At 41.6% G+C, this 20,272-nt stretch carries 20 protein-coding genes and 1 pseudogene; 8 read left to right on the top strand and 13 right to left on the bottom strand.

Going from position 1 to position 20,272, the window contains the following annotated elements; genetic code table 11:
- Positions 1 to 11 precede the first annotated feature (11 nt).
- The 9 genes from FS736_RS01660 to fdhD form a co-directional block, all read right to left on the bottom strand.
- On the bottom strand, positions 12 to 548 hold the full coding sequence (locus FS736_RS01660; RefSeq protein WP_144474617.1) for an NfeD family protein: 537 nt from the start codon (positions 546 to 548) through the stop codon (positions 12 to 14).
- 189 nt (positions 549 to 737) lie between these two features.
- Positions 738 to 1,352: a sterol desaturase family protein gene (locus tag FS736_RS01655; RefSeq protein ID WP_144474616.1), complete on the bottom strand. Its 615-nt coding sequence runs from the start codon at positions 1,350 to 1,352 to the stop codon at positions 738 to 740.
- Positions 1,353 to 1,447: 95 nt separating this feature from the next.
- On the bottom strand, positions 1,448 to 1,978 hold the full coding sequence (locus FS736_RS01650) for a DinB family protein (protein ID WP_251544215.1): 531 nt from the start codon (positions 1,976 to 1,978) through the stop codon (positions 1,448 to 1,450).
- A 287-nt stretch (positions 1,979 to 2,265) separates the two neighbouring features.
- Positions 2,266 to 2,955 carry a DUF975 family protein gene (locus FS736_RS01645; RefSeq protein WP_144474615.1) on the bottom strand — a complete coding sequence of 230 codons (690 nt, stop codon included), beginning with the start codon at positions 2,953 to 2,955 and terminating at the stop codon, positions 2,266 to 2,268.
- 306 nt (positions 2,956 to 3,261) lie between these two features.
- Entirely contained in the window at positions 3,262 to 4,818 is a 1,557-nt protein-coding gene (locus FS736_RS01640) for a BCCT family transporter (protein WP_144474614.1), read from the bottom strand.
- 198 nt (positions 4,819 to 5,016) lie between these two features.
- Positions 5,017 to 5,739 (bottom strand): amino acid ABC transporter ATP-binding protein, encoded by a 723-nt coding sequence (locus FS736_RS01635; protein WP_144474985.1) that lies wholly within the window; start codon positions 5,737 to 5,739, stop codon positions 5,017 to 5,019.
- 28 nt (positions 5,740 to 5,767) lie between these two features.
- Positions 5,768 to 6,427, bottom strand: coding sequence for an amino acid ABC transporter permease (locus tag FS736_RS01630; protein WP_144474613.1), 660 nt, complete (start codon positions 6,425 to 6,427; stop codon positions 5,768 to 5,770).
- A 129-nt stretch (positions 6,428 to 6,556) separates the two neighbouring features.
- Positions 6,557 to 7,345: a transporter substrate-binding domain-containing protein gene (locus tag FS736_RS01625; protein WP_260983503.1), complete on the bottom strand. Its 789-nt coding sequence runs from the start codon at positions 7,343 to 7,345 to the stop codon at positions 6,557 to 6,559.
- A 480-nt stretch (positions 7,346 to 7,825) separates the two neighbouring features.
- On the bottom strand, positions 7,826 to 8,614 hold the full coding sequence (gene fdhD, locus FS736_RS01620; RefSeq protein ID WP_144474612.1) for a formate dehydrogenase accessory sulfurtransferase FdhD: 789 nt from the start codon (positions 8,612 to 8,614) through the stop codon (positions 7,826 to 7,828).
- 477 nt (positions 8,615 to 9,091) lie between these two features.
- On the opposite strand from fdhD, the gene FS736_RS01615 reads away from it, so the two are divergent.
- The 4 genes from FS736_RS01615 to FS736_RS01605 all read left to right on the top strand — a co-directional run bounded on the left by FS736_RS01615 (position 9,092) and on the right by FS736_RS01605 (position 13,412).
- On the top strand, positions 9,092 to 10,354 hold the full coding sequence (locus tag FS736_RS01615; protein WP_144474611.1) for an L-lactate MFS transporter: 1,263 nt from the start codon (positions 9,092 to 9,094) through the stop codon (positions 10,352 to 10,354).
- 30 nt (positions 10,355 to 10,384) lie between these two features.
- The gene (locus FS736_RS24100; RefSeq protein ID WP_186326632.1) at positions 10,385 to 10,561 is read left to right on the top strand and encodes a hypothetical protein; all 177 of its coding nucleotides are present in this window, start codon (positions 10,385 to 10,387) and stop codon (positions 10,559 to 10,561) included.
- A gap of 12 nt (positions 10,562 to 10,573) precedes the next feature.
- Entirely contained in the window at positions 10,574 to 10,933 is a 360-nt protein-coding gene (locus FS736_RS01610) for a Na-translocating system protein MpsC family protein (RefSeq protein WP_144474610.1), read from the top strand.
- A gap of 118 nt (positions 10,934 to 11,051) precedes the next feature.
- Positions 11,052 to 13,412 carry an FdhF/YdeP family oxidoreductase gene (locus FS736_RS01605; RefSeq protein ID WP_144474609.1) on the top strand — a complete coding sequence of 787 codons (2,361 nt, stop codon included), beginning with the start codon at positions 11,052 to 11,054 and terminating at the stop codon, positions 13,410 to 13,412.
- A gap of 146 nt (positions 13,413 to 13,558) precedes the next feature.
- Here the strand turns inward: FS736_RS01605 and FS736_RS01600 are convergent, their stop codons facing one another.
- Positions 13,559 to 13,798 (bottom strand): hypothetical protein, encoded by a 240-nt coding sequence (locus FS736_RS01600; protein WP_144474608.1) that lies wholly within the window; start codon positions 13,796 to 13,798, stop codon positions 13,559 to 13,561.
- A gap of 209 nt (positions 13,799 to 14,007) precedes the next feature.
- Between FS736_RS01600 and FS736_RS01595 the strand changes: the two genes are divergently transcribed.
- On the top strand, positions 14,008 to 14,487 hold the full coding sequence (locus FS736_RS01595; RefSeq protein ID WP_144474607.1) for a hypothetical protein: 480 nt from the start codon (positions 14,008 to 14,010) through the stop codon (positions 14,485 to 14,487).
- A gap of 117 nt (positions 14,488 to 14,604) precedes the next feature.
- Here the strand turns inward: FS736_RS01595 and FS736_RS01590 are convergent, their stop codons facing one another.
- A complete protein-coding gene (locus FS736_RS01590; RefSeq protein WP_144474606.1) occupies positions 14,605 to 14,763 on the bottom strand; it encodes a YfhE family protein in 159 nt (52 codons plus the stop codon).
- 282 nt (positions 14,764 to 15,045) lie between these two features.
- Between FS736_RS01590 and FS736_RS01585 the strand changes: the two genes are divergently transcribed.
- Positions 15,046 to 15,522, top strand: coding sequence for a hypothetical protein (locus tag FS736_RS01585; protein ID WP_186326631.1), 477 nt, complete (start codon positions 15,046 to 15,048; stop codon positions 15,520 to 15,522).
- 4 nt (positions 15,523 to 15,526) lie between these two features.
- A pseudogene (locus tag FS736_RS01580) lies at positions 15,527 to 15,859 on the top strand (manganese catalase family protein); the annotation flags it as partial.
- A 309-nt stretch (positions 15,860 to 16,168) separates the two neighbouring features.
- On the opposite strand, the gene FS736_RS01575 reads toward FS736_RS01580, so the two are convergent.
- On the bottom strand, positions 16,169 to 17,764 hold the full coding sequence (locus FS736_RS01575; RefSeq protein WP_144474604.1) for an acetolactate synthase large subunit: 1,596 nt from the start codon (positions 17,762 to 17,764) through the stop codon (positions 16,169 to 16,171).
- 396 nt (positions 17,765 to 18,160) lie between these two features.
- On the opposite strand from FS736_RS01575, the gene FS736_RS01570 reads away from it, so the two are divergent.
- Positions 18,161 to 19,564, top strand: coding sequence for a PQQ-dependent sugar dehydrogenase (locus FS736_RS01570; RefSeq protein WP_144474603.1), 1,404 nt, complete (start codon positions 18,161 to 18,163; stop codon positions 19,562 to 19,564).
- 66 nt (positions 19,565 to 19,630) lie between these two features.
- Here the strand turns inward: FS736_RS01570 and FS736_RS01565 are convergent, their stop codons facing one another.
- Positions 19,631 to 20,191: a YybS family protein gene (locus tag FS736_RS01565; protein WP_144474602.1), complete on the bottom strand. Its 561-nt coding sequence runs from the start codon at positions 20,189 to 20,191 to the stop codon at positions 19,631 to 19,633.
- Positions 20,192 to 20,272: the final 81 nt, after the last annotated feature.

Below are 20,272 nucleotides of genomic sequence, written 5' to 3'. Positions count from 1 at the left end.
ACCTTCTCCTCCTAAATATAAGTCTCTAATTCTTCATATAATTTCACTTGCAGAACCCCGTTTTCGATGTCGATCACGAGTACTTTTTTTCCATAAGGAATGTTAGTGTTTGTGAAGCTGACTGCCGGTTTGGAGATGCGGCCGCTAATATTCTCAATCAAGACTTCACCATATCCATCAGTCGGAATCCCGGTGATGACGGTTCCGATTCTTCCCCGCAAGTCACTATCCTTGTAGACAAGTGACTCCTCGGCATTCGATAAGGGAATCAATACAAACACATTCAATAAAGTGACAAGAATAAGAGCAATAATCGCTGAAACCCCAGCAATCAATAAGCTGGGCAGACGTGTGAAGATTTCTCCTAAATATCCTCCTGCAGAAAAAATCGTCACGAATGAAAAAATCAAGGTCGGATTCACAAAAGGAATCGCTTCTGCCAGTCCTTCAAGGGCGTCACCGAAAAATAGATAAAGAATCGTGACAACACCCGAAATCACCAATCCATATAAATAAATCGTTTCTAATGGCATGCCAAACATCTCCATAATTATCACCCCTTGCTAAAATCGAAATTCGCACCCTCCCTTCTTCCATTTATTTCTTGATATGTAATACGATTGTACTGGAAATAAGTTTCAAAACTTTTAAAAATTTGTAGAAAAATAGCTAAAGCCTTCCATGAAAACCAAAACTAATGAAAAGCCTGTTTCCTATTAGAGGAAACAGGCCTACTGTTATAAGACTCGTTTTTCCAAATCCTTCGCTGTTTTGCTTGTTTCAACTTCCTTTTCGTTCCCGAATGTCCCAAATAAGTAATCGGCAAACGGGGTGCTAACACCGTACCAAAAATTCTCATTCTTATAATGATGAAGAAGATGAACCTTTTTCACCCAACGTCCGAATTTGGTCTTTGGCTTAATTGGCCGGTGGGCAACATAATGCTTCCACTCATAGACAAGCAGCATTGTCATCAGCCCCGTACCAAATCCAATAGTCTGAGTCACATTCTGAGAAACTAGATAAAAAAGAAACGACAGGATCAAAAAGCCTGGTAAACTGTACCACAATGGCAGGAATAACAACTTCAGGTTATTCGGTTCAGTGTGATGGTCGTAGTGGATTCTTTTCATGAATCTTAGGAATAATGGGTTCTTCGGTGCTTTAATATGGAAGAAGAAGCGGTGGGTAAAATATTCACTGAAAGCGAATGTAATCATACCTGCAATGAAAAATAAAACCATGGACCATGTCATGCCTCTCAAGATGGACATCCCGATGCCAGCAAATATTAAAAATATCAAGATACTAATATCCGGAAAAAACAAAAAGTCCTTATATAGCTTTTTCACTTCTCAGCCCCCTTTTAATCCATTAATTTATTTCCTGACTGTTCACCCAATAGCAAATTAGAAACCTTCTAATCTCCCAACGGCCATCTGGTATATTATTTTACAAGTTCTTTACTGTACATTTTCTTGATCATCCTGATCTGGCCGCGGTGGTTGATTTCATCTTCGTACACGTGGAACCATTTAAAGTAATTGTTCCCAGGCTGGTTCCACCACCAATTGGTCTGTTCAAACAACCAATCATCTGAAAGAGTCTGGAATTTTTCATAGGTTTCATTTCGGACTGTCTGGAGTTCTTCAAGATAATGATCTAGCGGCAATCCTTTAAAAGCTGCCTTCCCCTTCTCGCCTAGTTCTAGTCCGGCAGCTAAAGTATGCTCTTCTTCTTCAGTAGGGTCACGCTTTTCAAAGGTAACAATTTGATAGATGCGTTCCACGGCAGCCATATGGCCAAGCAGCATGCCGATGGAATTTGCTTCATCATGAATAAGGTAATCCAACTCCTCGATCGATAGCCCCTCCACTGCCTCCAGAGTGGTTTTCCGCGTGTAGTTCATCATCGACACCAAATGGCCGAGTGTTGGAGTGAATCCTTCTTTTTGATCCACCAGAAAAATCGTAGACATATCAAACACAAGTTTTTCCTCCATTTCTGAAACGTACTGAGATTAATACTATTCGACTTTTTCCATGATTATCCTTTATTTTATGGAATCCAGATGAACAATCCCGAATGCGGGAGGAAAGCTTCCCAGAAACTGAAGAGTGATAATAAGTTTGAATAAAAAGGCACAAGCTGCTCGGTCAGCCCGGACAAGTGCTGGATGGGCTACCGATGAAGTCGTTCCTTTGACTTCGCTGAGCCGGCCGAACAAAACAAAAAGCCCAGCTAAAATATAGCCGGGCTGAAAAATTAGATAGCCAAGTCGGATGACTCTGCATCTTCATGACCTTTGGGAGCGATTAGTTCATTATAAAAAGTAGCATTCGCGGTACTAATGTACGGAGCCAGCCACAAGAAACCAATTCCGAAAGTAAAGATTGCAATGAATGCCCATCCAATAAAGCTAAGATTCAGCAGGAAATACTTCCATTTGTACCCCTTCATCCTGATTTTACTTTCTGTAATCGCTTCAAGAGCGGAAAGCTGCGGATTATCTCTAAGCAGGAAAAATACTTGAGAATAGGAAATTCCCTTGATAATTCCCGGGATAATTAATAATAAAGACCATAGAATCGTAAAGATTCCGACTAGGATAGATGTTCCGATGAGCTTCAGCGATAGCTCCCATTTTTTATAAACAGCAAAGATATCGGAGATTTTTGGATCATTCCACCTGGTAATGACAAGAAAGAACCAGTAGCTTGCAACTGTCAGCGGGATAAACAAAAACGAGATCAATAGATTCACCATATCTGCTATTAGTGGGGTTTCATCCTGATTAGCCCACTCTGAAAAACCGCCGCTCAATAAAACTTCAATAATTCCCGGCACAATCGTCGTAATCAAAAAGATAAGGAACGTCAGGGCGACTCCAATACCCCACTTTCCTTTCAATGATGCCAGTGCCTTCTTTTTAATTTGTGAAATCGATAAGTTCATTCTTTCTCCTCCTATAGTTGTTTGTACTGACAATACGAAGATACCCCAAGTATATTTTTAAAATCATTAACAAATACATCGAATATTTTATGAAACAGCCGTAGGAAGATGTTAGATTCCATAAAATCATCCCTGGTAAACATTCTTTGTTAGGTTTTCATATTGGTTACATGGTTATTATATCGGAAATTCTTCCTTTCTTTTAAATACCTTTTTAATGGGAATTTTCCAAAAAAAAAAGACTGCAGAGAGTCTCGAGAAAAAATCGAGTCTCTCTGCAATCTGAATCTGCTTTATGGGCATGGATCATTTTTTCTCCTGTTCCTTTCCTGCTGCTTTCTCAAGTCTTTTGAATCTCCTTAAATCTGCTGGCCTGATTGGCAAAGGTTCTTTTTTCAGGAGCTTAAGGATCGCGAACATCAACAGCAAGAGCAAGACGGTGAATGGAAGTGCAGCAATCAAGGAAGCAGTCTGTAATGCTTCAAGTCCCCCAGCATAAAGGAGGACTGCAGAAATAGCTGCCATTAGTGAACCCCAGACGATTTTTGCAAATATTGGCGGGTTCAGACTTCCCGAGGTCGTCATGCTTGCAAGTATATAGGTTGCAGAGTCCGCGGATGTTACCAGGAATGTGAAAATCAAGATAATCGATAGAACCGACAGAATCGTTGACATAGGCAAAACTTCGAATGTCTTGAATAAAGCAGAGGTTAAATCTGCATCTACTGCCGCAGCAATACCTGTGTTGTTATTGAGGTCATTCCATAAAGCCGTACCGCCGAATGCCGCAATCCAGAGGCAGGCAATCACAGGGGGAATCACCATTACACCAAAGATGTATTCACGTATTGTTCTCCCCTTTGAAACCCGGGCAACGAATGCCCCGACAAACGGCGACCAGGCAATGGCCCAAGCCCAGTAGAAGATTGTCCAATCTCTTGTCCAGGTTCCTTCCTGGTAAGGCTGAAGCCTGAGGCTGTACTGGATGAAGTTCGCAAAATAATCCCCAATCGCGAGCGTGAAGCTTTCCATAATGAATACAGTTGGCCCGGCAATCAGGACGAATAATAAGAGGACAAGAGCGATTCCAAGATTAAGGTTGCTCAACATCGCAATACCTTTATCAAGACCGGTGGAAGAAGAAATCATATAGGCAATGAAAATGATTAAAATAATGACCATTTGGATTCCGATAGAGTTCCCTGTATCAAATACAGCGTTCAATCCGCCATTCATTTGCAGAACACCAAGCCCTACAGAAGTGGCAATCCCCATGACAGTTGCGACAACTGCGAGTGTATCAATAGTGTTTTTCACTGCTGGCTTTGTGCCTGTAATTGGCTCAAGAGCCGTAGAAACTAAGCCGTCTTTTTGTTTCCTGAATTGCAAGAAACCAATCACCAGCCCAACAATCGCAAAGACGGACCACTGGCTGAGTCCCCAGTGGAAAAAGGAATAGCCCATCGCAATTCTTGCCGCACTGCGGGATTCCCCTTCTATGCTCGCAAACGGAGTATTAAAGAAATGGCTCATAGGTTCTGCGATTCCCCAGAACACTAGTCCTGCCCCGAATCCTGCTGAAAAAAGCATGCCAATCCAGGTAAAAAAGGAGAATTCAGGACGCTCTCCTTCACCGCCAAGCCGGATTGCTCCATACTTACTGACAGCCAGTCCGATCAAGAATAAAACAATTATGAACACGGCCAGTAAATAGAACCAGCCGAAATTAACGGTTGTAAAACTAAACAACTCACCAGCTACCGCACCAAATTTTTCTGGCATGGCGGCCCCAACTACGACGAACAATAAGATCACCGCAGCTGATATAGAAAAAACAAAGTTAGATAAAATATTTTTGAGCATGTCAGCCTCCAATAATATGAATTTTCCAGATATTTAGTAGATGGAAGAAACAAAGGATTATGTAAGCACGTAATTATTCTGCAAATTTCCGCCCTGAAATATCCATTATGAAACCAGAAAAATCCATGTCTAATCAGTTGCTTCAGCAGATATCTCAAAGAAAAATGGACGCTTAGATAGTGCTAAGCGTCCATTTTGTTAAAATGTCTTGCTTAAGAATTCACGTGTGCGTTCTTCTGTTGGATTATCAAAAATTTCATCAGGATGTCCAACCTCTACAATTCTTCCTCCATGCATGTAAACGACCCAATCTGCAACCTCACGAGCAAATCCCATTTCATGTGTGACGACTACCATGGTCATGCCCTCTTCTGCAAGCTCCTTCATGGTTGCCAATACTTCTCCCACCAGCTCCGGATCAAGTGCTGAAGTTGGCTCATCGAACAGCATGATATCAGGCTTCATGGCCAGCGCTCTCGCAATAGCCACCCTCTGCTTCTGTCCGCCGGATAGTTTGGATGGATACACTTTTTCTTTGTCTGCAAGCCCAACCTTGCCGAGGAGTTCCCTTGCCTCCTTGATCGCCTGTGCTTTGCTGACACCCTTAACATGGACTGGTGCTTCGATAATATTCTCAATTACGGTTTTGTGAGGAAACAAGTTGAAGTGCTGAAATACCATTCCGATCTTCTGGCGAACTTCGTTCAAGTCGTGGCTATCAGAATTTATTTCTTCACCTTCAATAATAATTTGGCCATTATCTTTTAGTTCCAGGAAATTCAGGCAGCGGAGCAGGGTGCTTTTGCCAGAGCCGCTGGCGCCAATCAAGCAGACAACGTCGCTTTCCTTAACGTTTATATCGACATCCTTCAATACATGAAGGTCGCCAAATGATTTATTCATTTTCTTAACATTGATCATGTCTCTTCCGTCCAAAATAGTCTCCCCCTTAATCACTTACGGATAGTTTTTTCTCAAGCAATCCAACTAGAGCAGATATCAAATAAACAAGGAATAGGTAGTATACGGCAACAATGAGCAGATACGTCATATTGTCAAAATCGTTTGCTCCTTTTGTCGTTGCCACATTGAATAATTCATACATCCCTATGAAGGCTGCTAATGATGAATCCTTGAGGCCAATGATGAATTGATTCCCAAGTGGGGGCAAGGCACGACGGAAAGCCTGTGGAAGGATAATTCGTCTCATAGTAAGGGATTTGCTCATCCCAAGTGAACGGCCTGCTTCCATCTGGCCTTTGTCTATGGACTGGATGGTTCCCCTGAAGATTTCGGCAATATAGGCACCGTTATGGAAAGCAAGTCCAAGCGCTACCGACCAAAACGCGGATATATTAAAGCTCGTCATTCCAAAATAGAAGATGAAAATCTGTACAATCAATGGAGTTCCTCTGACAAGGTAAATATAGACATCAGCAATCCATTCCAGTACTTTGATTCCTGAAATTTTTAAAAAGGCGAAAAACAATCCTATGAAAATAGCGATTAGAATCGAAATTGCTGTAACTTGCAATGTGAGCAGCATGCCTTTAAGGAAAATATCATACGTGTCAAAAAAGACTTCTATAACATGCGATAGACTTGGCAAAATTCATTCAACTCCCTGTGGGCTCATTTATCGGTGGTTCTTAATTATTGTTTGCTGATTGTGCTAAACATCATTTTTAAGCAGAAACGAATGTGCGGTTTTACCGCACATTCGCTCCTGATGGACAACTTATTCCTCCGGTTTAACTGTGATGTCTTCACCGAAATATTTTTCACTGATTTTCTTCAACGTTCCATTTTCTCTCAAAGTATCCAATGCTTCGTTGACTTTTTTCAGTAATTCGTCGTTGTCTTTGGCTACCGCAATTGCCTGCTCGCTTCGGCCAAGAAGCTCTCTGCCTTCGATTTTAAGACCGGCACCAATCGCTTCTTTTCCTGTAACAAAGTCCGTTATGACAGCGTCGTGCCTTTTATTGGCCAAAGCTTCCAAAGCTGTTACGTCACTATCATAAAGCACAATATTATCTGTTACCTCTTCTGCTGTTTTTGCATAGGTAGAACCTTTCGAAACTGCGATTTCCTTTCCTTTTAGATCTGAAAGTTTTTGAACATCGCTGTCAGGCCTGACAAAGATTTGCGGTCCAGAATAGTAGTACGGAGTGGAAAAATCAACATGCTTTAAGCGGTCTTCATTTATGGTATGGCTGGCAACAGCCGCATCGAACCGTCCTGACTTGACTCCTTCTACAATACTGGCAAACTTGAACTTCTTCTGGTTTGGCTCAAGGCCCAGTTCCTTTGCCACTGCTTCGGCTACATCAATGTCAAAGCCTGACATCTTACCGCCGCCACTTGTTACACTGAATGGCTTGAATTCACCAGAAGACGCAAAAGTGAATTTGCCCTCCTCAGCAAGATCCATCCCGCCATCGCCTGATGCCTTTTCATCACTGCCACATGCAGCGAGGAGACCTGTAAGGGTCACCATCAAAATGATTAATGATAAAAATTTCTTCACTGTTTAAAACTCCCCCTCATAATGATTAATTTCTGTACATATTTATTCTGTTAATCGGTCTTCAACAACTATGTATGAAAAACCGCAACATTCACCCTGAAAATCATTTACCCGCTTGCCCCATAAAGTAAACTATTATTTTAAAAAACAGTTCTTTCGTACTTTTGGCTGTGGAAAATCTTGAACTCCAAAAACATTTTTATGAATATAATTGTAACAATCGTGTAATATGCTTTCAAAATTCAAATTGTCTGATAATTCTTGAAATCACAGGAAAATACACCTTCTCACGCACTCAGCTTGGCGAGCCTCCCTTTTCCCTGCATATACTCTTTTATGCTCCCGATTCTTCCTTGTCCGACAAGGTGCGCGGAAATATTACATTATACTGGAAAAAGCCAGAACCCTTGAAATAGGGCCTGGCTTCATTCTAATTATTTAATAAAGTTATTAGCTGACACGACAAAAGAACTAAAGTTATTAATCTATAATTCTTTCTGGACAAGAATAGACATTGAATGATTTTCCTCTTATAAAACCAACTGCGGTGATGTTTAAATCCTTAGCCAGTTTGATTGCCAAATCAGTTGGTGCGGATTTTGATAGCACAATCCCCACGCCGATTTTCGCTGCCTTCAACAAAACTTCCGATGATATACGGCCGCTGAAAACAATGATTTTATTCCTTACTGGCACTCTATTCAAAATACTATATCCATATAACTTATCTAGCGCATTATGGCGCCCAATATCCGTCCTGACTGCAATCATTTCCTCAGGGGAACAGAGAGCTGCATTATGTACGCCGCCGGTTTCAAGGAAAACTTGTGAATTATTCTGCATCTGGTTCATAAGTTCAATGCTCTGGGCCGCAGTGATTGTCGTTTTGGACATGGAAGTCTTTGCTGTCCTAGCATCATTGTGAAAATAAAATTGCCTGCTTTTTCCGCAGCATGATCCAATAAAACGCTTTGAAAAATATTCCTGGTTTGTCGTCATATTTACTTTTAGCATGACGTAAGCATATCCCCTGCTCTCGTCAATACTGAGGGAATGGATGTCATTATAGGAGCGGATCACCCCTTCGGATGCCAGGAAGCCGACAACCATTTCTTCAAAATGAGTCGGAGTGCAGACCATTGTTGCGAACTCCATATCGTTCACATAAATCGTCAACGGGAATTCATTGACAACGACATCCTCTACGTCCTGGAATCGTCCATCATGATATTTTGTAATCGTATATTTATCGCTCATATTTTCCAACATAGGCTTCACCTGAATCTTGAGAATTTGAGAATACTTAAAATCTAAACACAGTATTTTCTTTTTCTCAAGAAAAATTTACAACACGAGTGTAGTGTAAAATTGATTTAGCAAGGCTAAAAGTTGTTGCATCTGCATTTGTAAAGTGATAAAATTTTTTCGAAGTTCACAAATCTGTAACATTTTGATTCGAGATAGCGATCCTGTCATCGGTTAAGGTGTCACAGAGATGTAAGCGATTAACTGTTGGCCATTGAGTAGCGATACCTGCTTGATTCTAACCGTCGATCTTTCTCACGACGTCCTGTGTATTTAGCATAGGGCTGGAAAGATTGGCGGTTTTCTGTTGGCAAAGAAATAAGCACACTTATGGACAACCCATGTACATAACGACCGGGAATCGTAGTTTGGAAGATTCCAAGACTTTCACTTTCAGCCATGGCGCAGAATGAAAAATTAACAAAGCAAAGGGGTAAAAACATGAAGAAAACAAAGAATCGGTGGCTGATTGCAGCATCTGCAGTAGGCATCCATATTTCCATTGGCTCAGTATATGCCTGGAGTAACTTTACTAACCCATTGATCGAGGAGTTCGGCTGGACTTCAAAGCAAGTGCAATTCACCTTCAGTCTGGCAATCCTGTTCTTAGGATTATCTGCCGCATTCCTGGGGCATTTCGTGGAGAAACATGGTCCAAGAAAAGCCGGACTGCTGGCTGCTGGATTTTTTGGAGCAGGAATTTTAGGTTCAGGATTTGCCGTTAATCTTGGATCATTGCCTTTATTGTATATTACATATGGGGTATTAGGCGGGATTGGACTTGGGGTTGGCTATATTGCTCCTGTCTCTACTTTAGTTAAATGGTTCCCGGACAGACGCGGGCTTGCTACCGGACTTGCGATCATGGGTTTTGGATTTGCGGCCGCCATCAGCAGCCCGATCATGGATTCATTGATTAAGTCTGTTGGAACTGCCAATACTTTTTACATTTTAGGTGCAGCCTATTTTATTATCATGACATTATCATCCTTGTATCTTGAAAAGCCTCCGGTTGATTGGCTTCCTGAAGGGTTCCAGGAAAAGGCTAAAGCAGGAAAAGTTAAGGTTAAAAAGGATCTTTCACAGCTGACAGCTAATGAAGCAATCAAGACTTCACGCTTTTATTATCTATGGATCATGCTATTCATCAATGTTACTTGCGGGATTGCCATCCTTTCTGCTGCAAAACCTCTGGCACAAGAAAGTATTGGCCTGACGACAGCTGAGGCTGCAGCACTCGTTGGCATAATGGGACTTTTCAATGGCTTCGGCCGTATTGCCTGGGCTTCGATTTCCGACTATATCGGACGGCCGAATACGTACACCATTTTCTTTGCGACTCAAATTGTATTGTTCATGCTGCTGCCGCATACTAAAGAAGCTTTTCTTTTCCAAGTTATGCTCGCAGTGGTCTATACGATGTACGGCGGAGGGTTTTCAGCAATCCCAGCCTTCATCGGCGACATCTTCGGAACCAAACAGCTCGGTGCGATTCATGGATATATCCTGACAGCATGGGCAGCGGCCGGCCTTGCAGGCCCAATGTTTGCAGCATGGATGAAGGACACTACTGGAAGCTATGCAACAAGCCTGACTTTCTTTAGCGGACTGTTTGTTGTTGCCCTTGCGGTATCCATCTTGATTCGCCGTGATATCCAAAAGCTTCGCAAGCAAAATGAAGCAAATGAAAGAATGGCTGGTTAATTCTTTTATTACAATCAGGAGCTTCGAGAAATGTCTGACTTGAGCCCCTGCCCTCTTCCAGTCGCTGCTGTCCGCCAAAAGAAGTCAAAGGAACGCCTTCTCTGGACGGACTTCCAGCCCCTGTCGAGACTGAGCAAGGCGCTTGCGCTTTTCCAATTGCCTCACAGTATGGTAAAATACCAATCATCTTATAACCTGTATGGATGACAGGAGGATAACATGAATAAATACGAGGCAGAGTTCAGCAATTTGGTCCGTTCCTTCCGTAAGAAGCATATGGGCAAAGGCCCCAGCAAAATAACCACTACCTTTTGCAAAAAGTGGGCGATATGCGAAATGGAAGGGAATCTATCGCCAGTTGAGAAGTTCATTGCTTCTGCCAATGAAGGCAAGCAGGCACTGCGGGCAGCCAGGACGGAAATGGTGAAGGAAATGTACCGGAAAAATCCTCCACTTGAAATGGAAGAATTCCTAGGCTGCAAGCTTGTCGAACTTTTTGTAGACATAGATATCGACCGTGATTTCGGAATGTCCATCTTTGTTTTTGACGAAGATATTCAAGCGAAATTCAATAACTGATCAGGTATGGCACTTGGCAGCGACCCTGCTAAAGACTAACCACCGTTTATATCCGAAGCATTGTTTTCGGGTAACGGTGGTTTTTTTTCGACTAGATTTAAAATGGGAGTGTTTCAAATTGGGAAAAACTAAACATCCAGGACCGCAGAAAAAAGCGGCTATGCCTGCACCAAAGCATTGGGTAAGCCCTATACCTTTTGGGCTTGGAAAGGTGAAGCCTAAACATATTAGAGATACGATGAAAACCCTTTGGGACAATAGGGATAACTTCGGATATGCCACCAACATCCTGACTAAAGGTGTATGTGATGGCTGTGCACTTGGTGTGTCCGGCCTTCATGACCAGACATTGACTGGTCCGCATATTTGTACGACAAGATTGAATGTCCTAAGGCTGAATACCTCTGGTGCCATCAAGCCAGAAATCCTCCACGCCGACATTGACGAACTCAGAAAATATGACAGCACTCAGCTGCGCAAACTGGGACGCATCCCATATCCAATGATCCGCAGAAATGGAGAGCGTAAGTTTTCACGCATCAGTTGGGATGATGCCATGGACATGATCGCAGAGAAAATGCAAAAACTTGACCCGAAACAGTATGCTTTTTACCTGACAAGCCGGGGAATCACAAATGAATCCTACTATGTTGCGGGAAAAGTTTCCCGTTTTCTTGGAACGAATAATATCGACAATGCCAGCAGGATTTGCCACTCCCCTTCAAAAACAGCATTGAAACGCTCAATAGGCGTGGGGGCTTCGACTTCAAATTACCAGGACTGGATTGGAACCGATGTTTTATTATTCTGGGGCAGTGTCGCATCGAACAGCTCCCCTGTTTCTTCGAAGTACATGCTCGAAGCAAAGAAAAAGGGAACGAAAATCATCGTCGTCAACCCATATAAAGAACCTGCCATGGACAAGTATTGGATTCCTTCTAATCCTGAATCTGCGCTATTTGGCACAAAAATTGCCGATGATTTCTACCAGGTAAATATCGGCGGAGACATCGCCTTCATGCATGGAATCATGAAGCACTGGTTTGAGATGGAATCAAATAAGTATGGCTCAGCGATCAATCATGAATTTGTGAATGCACATGTAAATGGCTATGAGGAATTAAAAGCAAAGGTTCAGAAACAAGAATGGGAAGATATTGTTGCTTCCTCCGGAATTACACAAAAACGCATTATCGAGTTGGCGGAACTGCTCGCAAGCAGCAAGAATGCCGTATATGCATGGGCACTTGGTTTGACTATGCATTCATTCGCAACCGATAATATCTCACAAGTGGCAAATCTGGCGCTGCTCCGCGGTCACCTTGGCCGTAAGCATGCAGGGCTGATGCCTTTCCGCGGACACTCCTCAGTCCAGGGAAGCGGTGAAATGGGTGCGGATCCTTTTGTACTGCCAGGCGGGGATTTCTACGGAAACAACATTAAGCGCATCGAAAAGCTATGGGGATTTGACCTTCCTGAATGGCAAGGTGACATCGTCGGTGTTACACTTGAAAACATCATGCTCCCTGAGGATCATGAACGAAAAATCAAGATGTACTACTTATCGGGCGGCAATTTCCTTGAAACGATGCCAGACCCGAATTTTGTGGAAAAAGCATTATCCGAATTGGACATCCGTGTCCACCAGGATATCATCTTAAATACTTCTACTCTTGTAGATGCTAAAGAAGCCGTCCTTATCCTCCCTGCCAAAACACGTTATGAGCAGGAAGGCGGAGGAACGTCCACTTCCACTGAAAGAATGGTTTACTTCAGTCCCGAAATTGAGGGCAACAAAAACCAGGTTGAAGAAGCTCGTGCAGAATGGAAAATCTATATTGATTTAGCGAAACGCGTTAAGCCTGAGACAGCCCACATGGTGGACTTCAAAGATGCTCAGGAGATCCGGAATGAAATAGCCGTGGCGAATCCCAATTATGACGGAATCCAACACCTGAAAAAAGCGGGAGACGTTTTCCAATGGGGCGGCGCCTGGTTATGTGAGGAGGGCATCTGCCCTACCCCGGATGGCAAAGGAAACCTGATCACAGTTGATATCCCAGAATTAGGCAAAAAGGAAGGCCAATTCATCGTTACCTCCCGCCGGGGAAAACAATTTAATTCGATGGTTTATAATGAAGTCGATCCACTTAACGGCGCAGGGCGTTATGATGTCCTGATGAATGCAGAAGATGCCCAGGATCTTAGCATCGCTGAAGGAGAAGGAATTGTTCTCTATAATGGCTTTGGTGTTTTCCAGGGAAGGGCTAAATTCGTAGACATTTCCCGTGGCAACGTCCAGGTTCACTTCCCGGAAGGAAACTTCCTGCTGCCAAGAGGACGCTATGAAAAGTATGCAGGCATACCAGATTACAATATCACGGTCACCCTTGAAAAAGCTGACCGCTTCAACGCCCGCAAAGATGTCGAACACTATGAAAAGCGGATTGAAGAAGATGAACTTGATGCACCAGCATAAAACAGCATAAAAAAGAAAACAGCCTGCAGCGATCAAAGCCTGCAGGCTGTTATATATAGAGGGGATATATTTTACATCTTTTTATCGGCTAACTCTTCGGACACACATGACAGGATTATGCTTAAAGAAAGACCAAATAAAACTTCTTAAAACCACCTAAAACCTCTGCGCCTTTCTTCATTTCCCTCATCAGAACTGCTTTCATCTTTCCGATGATGTTCTTCATCCATTTCCTGTTCTCGCCTTCTTCTAGGACCAAAAAAATCCAAGGGGTGTCTTCTTTCTTCATCGTGTTCTCTTGACCGTTCGCGGATGATCTTTACATCATTCGCATGGATAGTAAGATGATCAACGTGGATCTCCTTGCCTGCTTTTTTTCCGGACATAATTTTCGCCTCCTGTTTTTTTATTCAGTATTATCCTATTCTTTCTCGGGCGAAGGGGTATAGGCGGAATTGTTTTATATTTCCATTCACTGACAATAATAAGGTTGATATGCCATATTTTTCAGTTCCCAGGTTCGTTTATGATCATATCGCCCGGGTATAACTTGTACATTGGCGATTCAAAGCACTAAGAAGGAGGTTCTGACTTCATGTTCGGCTTTTCGGATTTTTTAGGTTTTCTACTTGCCCTTTTATTTATTTATCCTGTCGTTTCACTCGTCCATGAATTAGGCCATTCCTTCTTTGCATGGCTGTTTGGCGGCAAATTCAGTTTTTCACTTGGAAGAGGAAGACAAATTTTTAAAAAAGGCCCGTTCATCTTAAATAGCATGTATTTTTTAGATGCCTTTTGTGAATATGGACATTTGAAATGGAATAACCGGCTCACTCACTTTCTTGTTCATGCCGGAGGAGTCATTTTTAATCTCGGATCTGTCCTTGTGTTAAACCTGCTCATTTCACAAAACATAATTGAACCTCACACGATTTTTGTCCGTTATTCCTATTTCTCTGTCTGGCTTGCGACCTTTTCTTTGGTGCCAGTCGATTATGGAAACGAAAATTACAGTGATGGACTGTCCATTTATCAGGTCATTCGTCATAATAAATGGCCAAAATTAACCGGATAAACAAGAAAAAGCACCTGCTCGGGAAGCAGGTGCTTTTCAGAGGCTAATTCACTATATAATAAGAGGCATTCCAATAAAATGGAATGCCTCCTGCTCACAACCGGACTTAGTGACCGATTATTTATATTTTTCCTTATTTGTGTTTTCTTCTCTGTACTTATTTTCCGCTTTAACGGCTTTTGTAAAATCCTTTGCGTATAGGACTTCCTGAGTGTCAGATAACCCATTGTTCTGTTCAGTATTCAACCCTTTGTTAGGAGCTTTATTTTTATCCATGTACATTCCCTCCTGTAATCGAATTGTTTTTTGTCCCTATTTTGTTTCTACCCTTCATACAAGGGCATAAACTTGGGTCTCCCCCCTATTGACATTCGAAGATCATTATATCCATTCTTATCCCCCCACCAATAGATGCATGGGCTGTCCAGCCTTTTCATATGATGTTGAAGAGGAGGACTGATGATGATCATATTCACTGCTTATATATTTTTATCTCTTACTGTTCTTTTATTGGTTTCCATCCTATTGCTGCTTCACCACAGGGGCATTATGTCTGGAATGAATGGGATGATGTTTGCAATGTATTTTGGAATGAATACAGGGTTAACTTCCGGAATTCTGCTTGGTGCGATCTATCGCGGTGATCTTTTTAGTTCAACCCTCCTATCCATATTGATAGGAGGCGTCAGTAGCTGCATTTTGGGAGCGTCTTACAATACGGTCACATCAATTGAAGGGCTTATGTCCGGTATAATGGGGGGGATGATGGGGGCTATGCTTGGTGAAATGCTTCCGCCTGAAAAATCATTCGTCTTCATAAATATTTTTTTAGCGTTTTCACTATCATCGCTATTCCTTTTTAAGGTTCTCATGAACCATTCTTCAGTAATCAAATCATTAAAGGATCTTATTAAACCAGCAATCGTTTTTATTTTACTTACTCTTTACCTTTTATCTGGAAATCTCTTAGAAGAACAATGGATTCAAGATCTTCAGCATTCACCAGAGCAACAGCATGAGATGCATCTTCCTTGAGACAAATCTGAACGCTGAGTCACAATGGAGGCTGCATGCTGCCCGGTTATATAAAGTAACAACCGATCCTGTGGTCAGGGATATGCTTTCCTGCTGCTGGCAAGGGACACCATCCATCAAAATCAGAGGATTGCAGCCATTAAGGAACTGGATGGAAGCAAAGAAAACGTGGCAGTGCCGAGCACTTTCCCGAAACATCTTGAAAAATAGAAAGTATCTTATGTATTATTCAACCTTTCAGAAGGGGACGAAAGTGCTGCAGGAAGATGGGCAAGCGGACCAAGCATGGATGGATGGATTTGGAACATTCCAATACTTCCAGAATCCGGCTCCATTCTGACTAAAGCCAAAGCTGAAACTTTCTCCTCCTTATACCCATGATCCCTCCCTGCGGTAATGAACGATTGGCACTTGCAGCCTAATATGCATATTAGGCAGAGTCAAAAGCCTGTAAAATACTACTGTTACAGGCTTTTTGATTATGGTTCCCCGTGGGTTCGAACCGGAGCCTCTATCCTTTCAAAAAGTTATTAAATCATTTTCAAAAAGTTAAACAAATTAAGTAAATGTGCTATTGTCTTCAATCAGGTATACTTAATAGCTTTTGGATTAAGCCCATACTGTATTCTTAAAAAGCCTGAATGCTTCACTCACTGATTGGGACATCGATCAATACAATTCCTTCCTGTGATGAGATTTCATGTGCAAGAAGGTTGTCAAGCTCAATAAGGTTATTCACCCTAACACCCTTGATCCCAAAGCTCCCTGCAAGTTGAACAAAATCCGGATTGCTGAAATTTACACCATAACTGTGGCCAAACTGCTTTTCCATCATCTGTTTTTCAATCTTAAGCATCGAATCATTCAGACAAATGATCACAAAAGCTAGCCCTAATCTTTTTGCTGTTTCGATTTCCGCAACGTTCATCAGGAGTCCTCCGTCTCCTGTTATACATATTACATTTTTATTTGGCGCAGCCAATTTTGCCCCTATAGATCCTGGCAACGCAATTCCCATGGATGCAAGTCCATTTGAAATGATTAATTGTCCTGGCTTATCAGGTTGGAAGTGACGTGCTATTTTCATTTTGTGTTCACCCACATCAGATAATACGATGGTGTTTTCGTCAGTGTGCTTTTCGATTATATGGAGAATATTCCTGGTCGTTAGTGGCTGTTTACTTATCGTTTCTTCATTCCAGGAGACTTGACTTTCTTGCAAAATCCTCTCTTTAAGACTGTTGGCGGGGACCCATTGTTTAGAAACTATTTCCCTATTTTTTAATAGCTTAAAAATTTGATTCAAATCACCGATTAATTGACTGCGAACTGGATAATATTCATCATACTCTGCTTCTTGAGAATGAATATGCACAACTGGAACTTTGTTTTTATTCCAGTTTTTCGGTAAGCTTTCAATCAGATCGAAACCAATCACAATCAGTAAGTCTGCCTCGGCTATTCCCTCTGGTACTAAATCATGGTCTTTGAATCCAAAGGTAAAGTAGTTAAGAGGATGATTTTTTGGTAAGACCCCTTTGGACATAAAACTGTTTGCCACTGGTACCCTAAGCAGTTCAGCAAAGGTTTGGAATGCTTCGCCAGCCCCTTGCCTAATTACGCCGTTCCCAATCAGGATAAAGGGTTTTTGACACTGTTTAAAAATTACTTCTGTTTCATCAATTTCCTCCATCGAAGGGACGACACTTGGCGCAGCTCTTTTAGGCATTGCTTTTCTGGAAATCGCCTCTGAAGCCAGGTTCTCTGGTAACTCTACCAGCACTGCTCCAGGCTTTTCACTTGCTGCTCTCCAAAAAGCGTTATGGATAATTTCTGGAACCGTTTCTGACTGTTTAATTTGAACGGACCATTTCGTTGCTGGTTCAAAGATTTTCTCTACATCAATAAATTGATGAGACTGTTTATGCTGTCTTTCCATGCCGGCTTGTCCAGTTATCGCTACAACAGGTGAGCCATCCAATGTGGCACTTGCAACTCCTGTTAATAAATTTGTGGCACCAGGGCCCAGGGTAGCCAGGCAAACTCCAGGTTTCCCCGCTACCCTCCCATATACATCCGCCATAAATGCTGCCCCTTGCTCGTGGCGAACAGGAACATATTGGATCGAAGTTGATCTGGACAACGAGTCTGCTAGATCTAATACTTCCTTGCCGAATATCCCAAAAACGTACTTCACTCCTTCCGTTTCCAAACATTGAACAAGCAAATCAGAAGTTTTCATCGTTTCCCTCCAAAAAAATGTACTAATTTAATGGTTTCCTTTGATTACTGATTCATTCAGGGGAAATGATAAATTTTTAAAAACTAAAAAGCAGTATAAGTCATTCATCACAGCTTTGCGGAGAAAATCGAAAATGCTGATGAATTGTTTCTTATTTCTCGTTCATATTGTTTCACACTCAATTCACTCACAGGAAAGCTTATATAGGCCGCCTGCATTTATAAATAATGAAATGGAATGTGGAAAAGCTTTTCTCATATGTGCTAACTTACCTGGTTCTGCTGCTTTATAGCTGAGAAAAGGCTTCACCTGATCCATGACCCTAATCAGGTACTGTTAGAGGATTCCTGACCATATTCTTATAAAAGAAAACAATAAGCCGAGGTGAATATTTAATTGGAAAAAGTTAAGGTAAGTTTACGCCCTGTAGTAAGCAAGATCAATTTACCCACCATTATGAAAACAGCCATTTTACCGGGAGACTCAATTGAAAGATTATTTATTGCAACCCAAATAGGAGAAATTTTTTATATAGGTAACGGAGACATTAAAACTTTTTTAGATATTCGACCGCAAGTCCTTAAACTTGGTGATCAAGGTGGCGGATATGATGAGCGGGGATTATTAGGGCTTGCGTTTCACCCTCAGTTTTATTACAACGGTCTATTCTATCTTCATTATTCAGTAGCTGGAACACAAGGTCCAGGTGCACTTCCTGAAACTTCTATGCCTGACCCCTGTGACCCAAACACCCTAAATCGAAAATGGGATAATAGAGAAGTTCAATTTGATCATATTGATACAGTAGAAGAATGGATTCTCCAAATGAATGGACAGCCTCAAAAGAGACGAACATTGCTGAACTTAAGAAGGCCCTTTTTTAATCATAATGGTGTCAATAGCTTAAACTTTTCACCTGAAACAGGAAAACTGGTTTTAACAACAGGAGATGGCGGTTTAGGCTATGATCCATTTAATTTGAGTCAGGATGATATGGAAATCGCCGGTAAAGTAATTGAAATTGATGTAGTTAAAAATACATCTTTCAATAATCCACATGTTGCCAGTCGTTTTAATGAACTGCCTGCACAAGTTCAGCAAATACTTACGGTAATTGCCAAAGGAGTTCGCAATATACCAGGGATTTCATTTCAAAGGAATTATAATCATTATATTAAATATGTGGGGAATGTCGGACAGGATTTGACAGAATCGATTTATTCATTCATTCAGTATAGACCGATACCGGTCCCTGAACTTGTCATGAACTCCGGGACCACTCAGGAAATGTATATTAACTTTGGCTGGCGTGGCTGGGAAGGTGCTTTTCCTACTTCAATTATGAATGTCTGCTCTGCTAATTCGAATTCGGATAAGAAAACCATTGTTTATTACGATGAAGCAATTGAAACATCAGTCAGGCGGATTCAGCCATTAACTAGTTATTATCATAAAGATCCACGACCAGATAAGTTTGGCGGCACTTCCCTTACAGGAGTCCAACCATATATGGGGAAAGGGATACCGGCTTTAACGGGAAACATTTTGTTTACCGATTTAGCCCGCAAGGATGAATCGGCAACTTCAGTTAAAGGAGTATTAGCTTATTCTAAGGTAAGGCCAGACTGTAAACTAAATGATTATAGTATTATTGAAACTGACTATAATTTCGGATCTGAATCTGCTTATTATGTTAGTTTGGGAGCGAATCTGGACCAAACCAGATTATATTTGGGGGTTTATGGCTCGATGAAAGTGACTGACTTTAACAAGGGTACTATTTTTGAAATCATTCCTTGAATCTTGAGCCTATCTGATTTCTGAGGGCTTTATCTGCCAGGCAATAGTGAGTGGATTTAGGAGACACTAAATGATTAACCTTTTTAGTCTATTAAAAATGTTTAAAGCAATTTCAACCCATAACCAGCTATAAAGTAAAGCAAATAAAAGGATCCCCGCGGTTGTAAGAAATGAAAAGGAACCTGAAACGACTGGTCCTAAAACGGGAAAGTCGAAGATAAATAGCAAAATGATAATTCCCAGCATTAAAAAAATAGTCCCTGCCGCAATAATGCTTAATCTCTTCCTAAAAAACCAAAATGCTGCTCCTATGCCCAGTCCCAACAGTCCTGTTGTAAAGGCGAATACAATTAATTCACTTGGCTGCAGAATAAATAACAATATAATGGTCAGAAAGTAGGACATTACTCCAAGTGGAATGGAAAACATTGAACATAACAAAATAGGTGCAGTGGCGAGCGGACTAAAAAATAATCCTATACCTGGCAAAAAGCCTCCAGCTGCCTGTAGCATAACTGATATACAGGCAAAAAAAGACCCCAAAATGAGCTTCATCGTTTTATTGCGTTTTTTGAATATCAGTTTAGATAAACGCACTTCATTAGAAATAGGCTTAAAAAAATACAACTTTCCACCTCATCTTAAATGATATATGGCTCACCGTACCGTACATTATATTTATCATTATTAGAAGTGGAACTACTCTTA

This window comes from Cytobacillus oceanisediminis 2691, from assembly GCF_007678455.1.
Classification (GTDB): domain Bacteria; phylum Bacillota; class Bacilli; order Bacillales; family Cytobacillaceae; genus Mesobacillus; species Mesobacillus oceanisediminis_A.
The sequence above is the reverse complement of the archived record's forward strand: the minus strand, read 5'-3'. Positions and strand labels throughout refer to the sequence as shown.

Bases quoted from the DNA above. Each gene is read 5' to 3' on its own strand.
- FS736_RS01660 (WP_144474617.1), bottom strand. From the start codon at position 548: ATGGAGATGTTTGGCATGCCATTAGAAACGATTTATTTATATGGATTG.
- FS736_RS01650 (WP_251544215.1), bottom strand. From the start codon at position 1,978: ATGTCTACGATTTTTCTGGTGGATCAAAAAGAAGGATTCACTCCAACA.
- FS736_RS01645 (WP_144474615.1), bottom strand. From the start codon at position 2,955: ATGAACTTATCGATTTCACAAATTAAAAAGAAGGCACTGGCATCATTG.
- FS736_RS01640 (WP_144474614.1), bottom strand. From the start codon at position 4,818: ATGCTCAAAAATATTTTATCTAACTTTGTTTTTTCTATATCAGCTGCG.
- FS736_RS01635 (WP_144474985.1), bottom strand. From the start codon at position 5,739: ATGATCAATGTTAAGAAAATGAATAAATCATTTGGCGACCTTCATGTA.
- fdhD (WP_144474612.1), bottom strand. From the start codon at position 8,614: ATGTTGGAAAATATGAGCGATAAATATACGATTACAAAATATCATGAT.
- FS736_RS01615 (WP_144474611.1), top strand. From the start codon at position 9,092: ATGAAGAAAACAAAGAATCGGTGGCTGATTGCAGCATCTGCAGTAGGC.
- FS736_RS24100 (WP_186326632.1), top strand. From the start codon at position 10,385: ATGTCTGACTTGAGCCCCTGCCCTCTTCCAGTCGCTGCTGTCCGCCAA.
- FS736_RS01610 (WP_144474610.1), top strand. From the start codon at position 10,574: ATGAATAAATACGAGGCAGAGTTCAGCAATTTGGTCCGTTCCTTCCGT.
- FS736_RS01600 (WP_144474608.1), bottom strand. From the start codon at position 13,798: ATGTCCGGAAAAAAAGCAGGCAAGGAGATCCACGTTGATCATCTTACT.
- FS736_RS01595 (WP_144474607.1), top strand. From the start codon at position 14,008: ATGTTCGGCTTTTCGGATTTTTTAGGTTTTCTACTTGCCCTTTTATTT.
- FS736_RS01590 (WP_144474606.1), bottom strand. From the start codon at position 14,763: ATGGATAAAAATAAAGCTCCTAACAAAGGGTTGAATACTGAACAGAAC.
- FS736_RS01585 (WP_186326631.1), top strand. From the start codon at position 15,046: ATGAATGGGATGATGTTTGCAATGTATTTTGGAATGAATACAGGGTTA.
- FS736_RS01575 (WP_144474604.1), bottom strand. From the start codon at position 17,764: ATGAAAACTTCTGATTTGCTTGTTCAATGTTTGGAAACGGAAGGAGTG.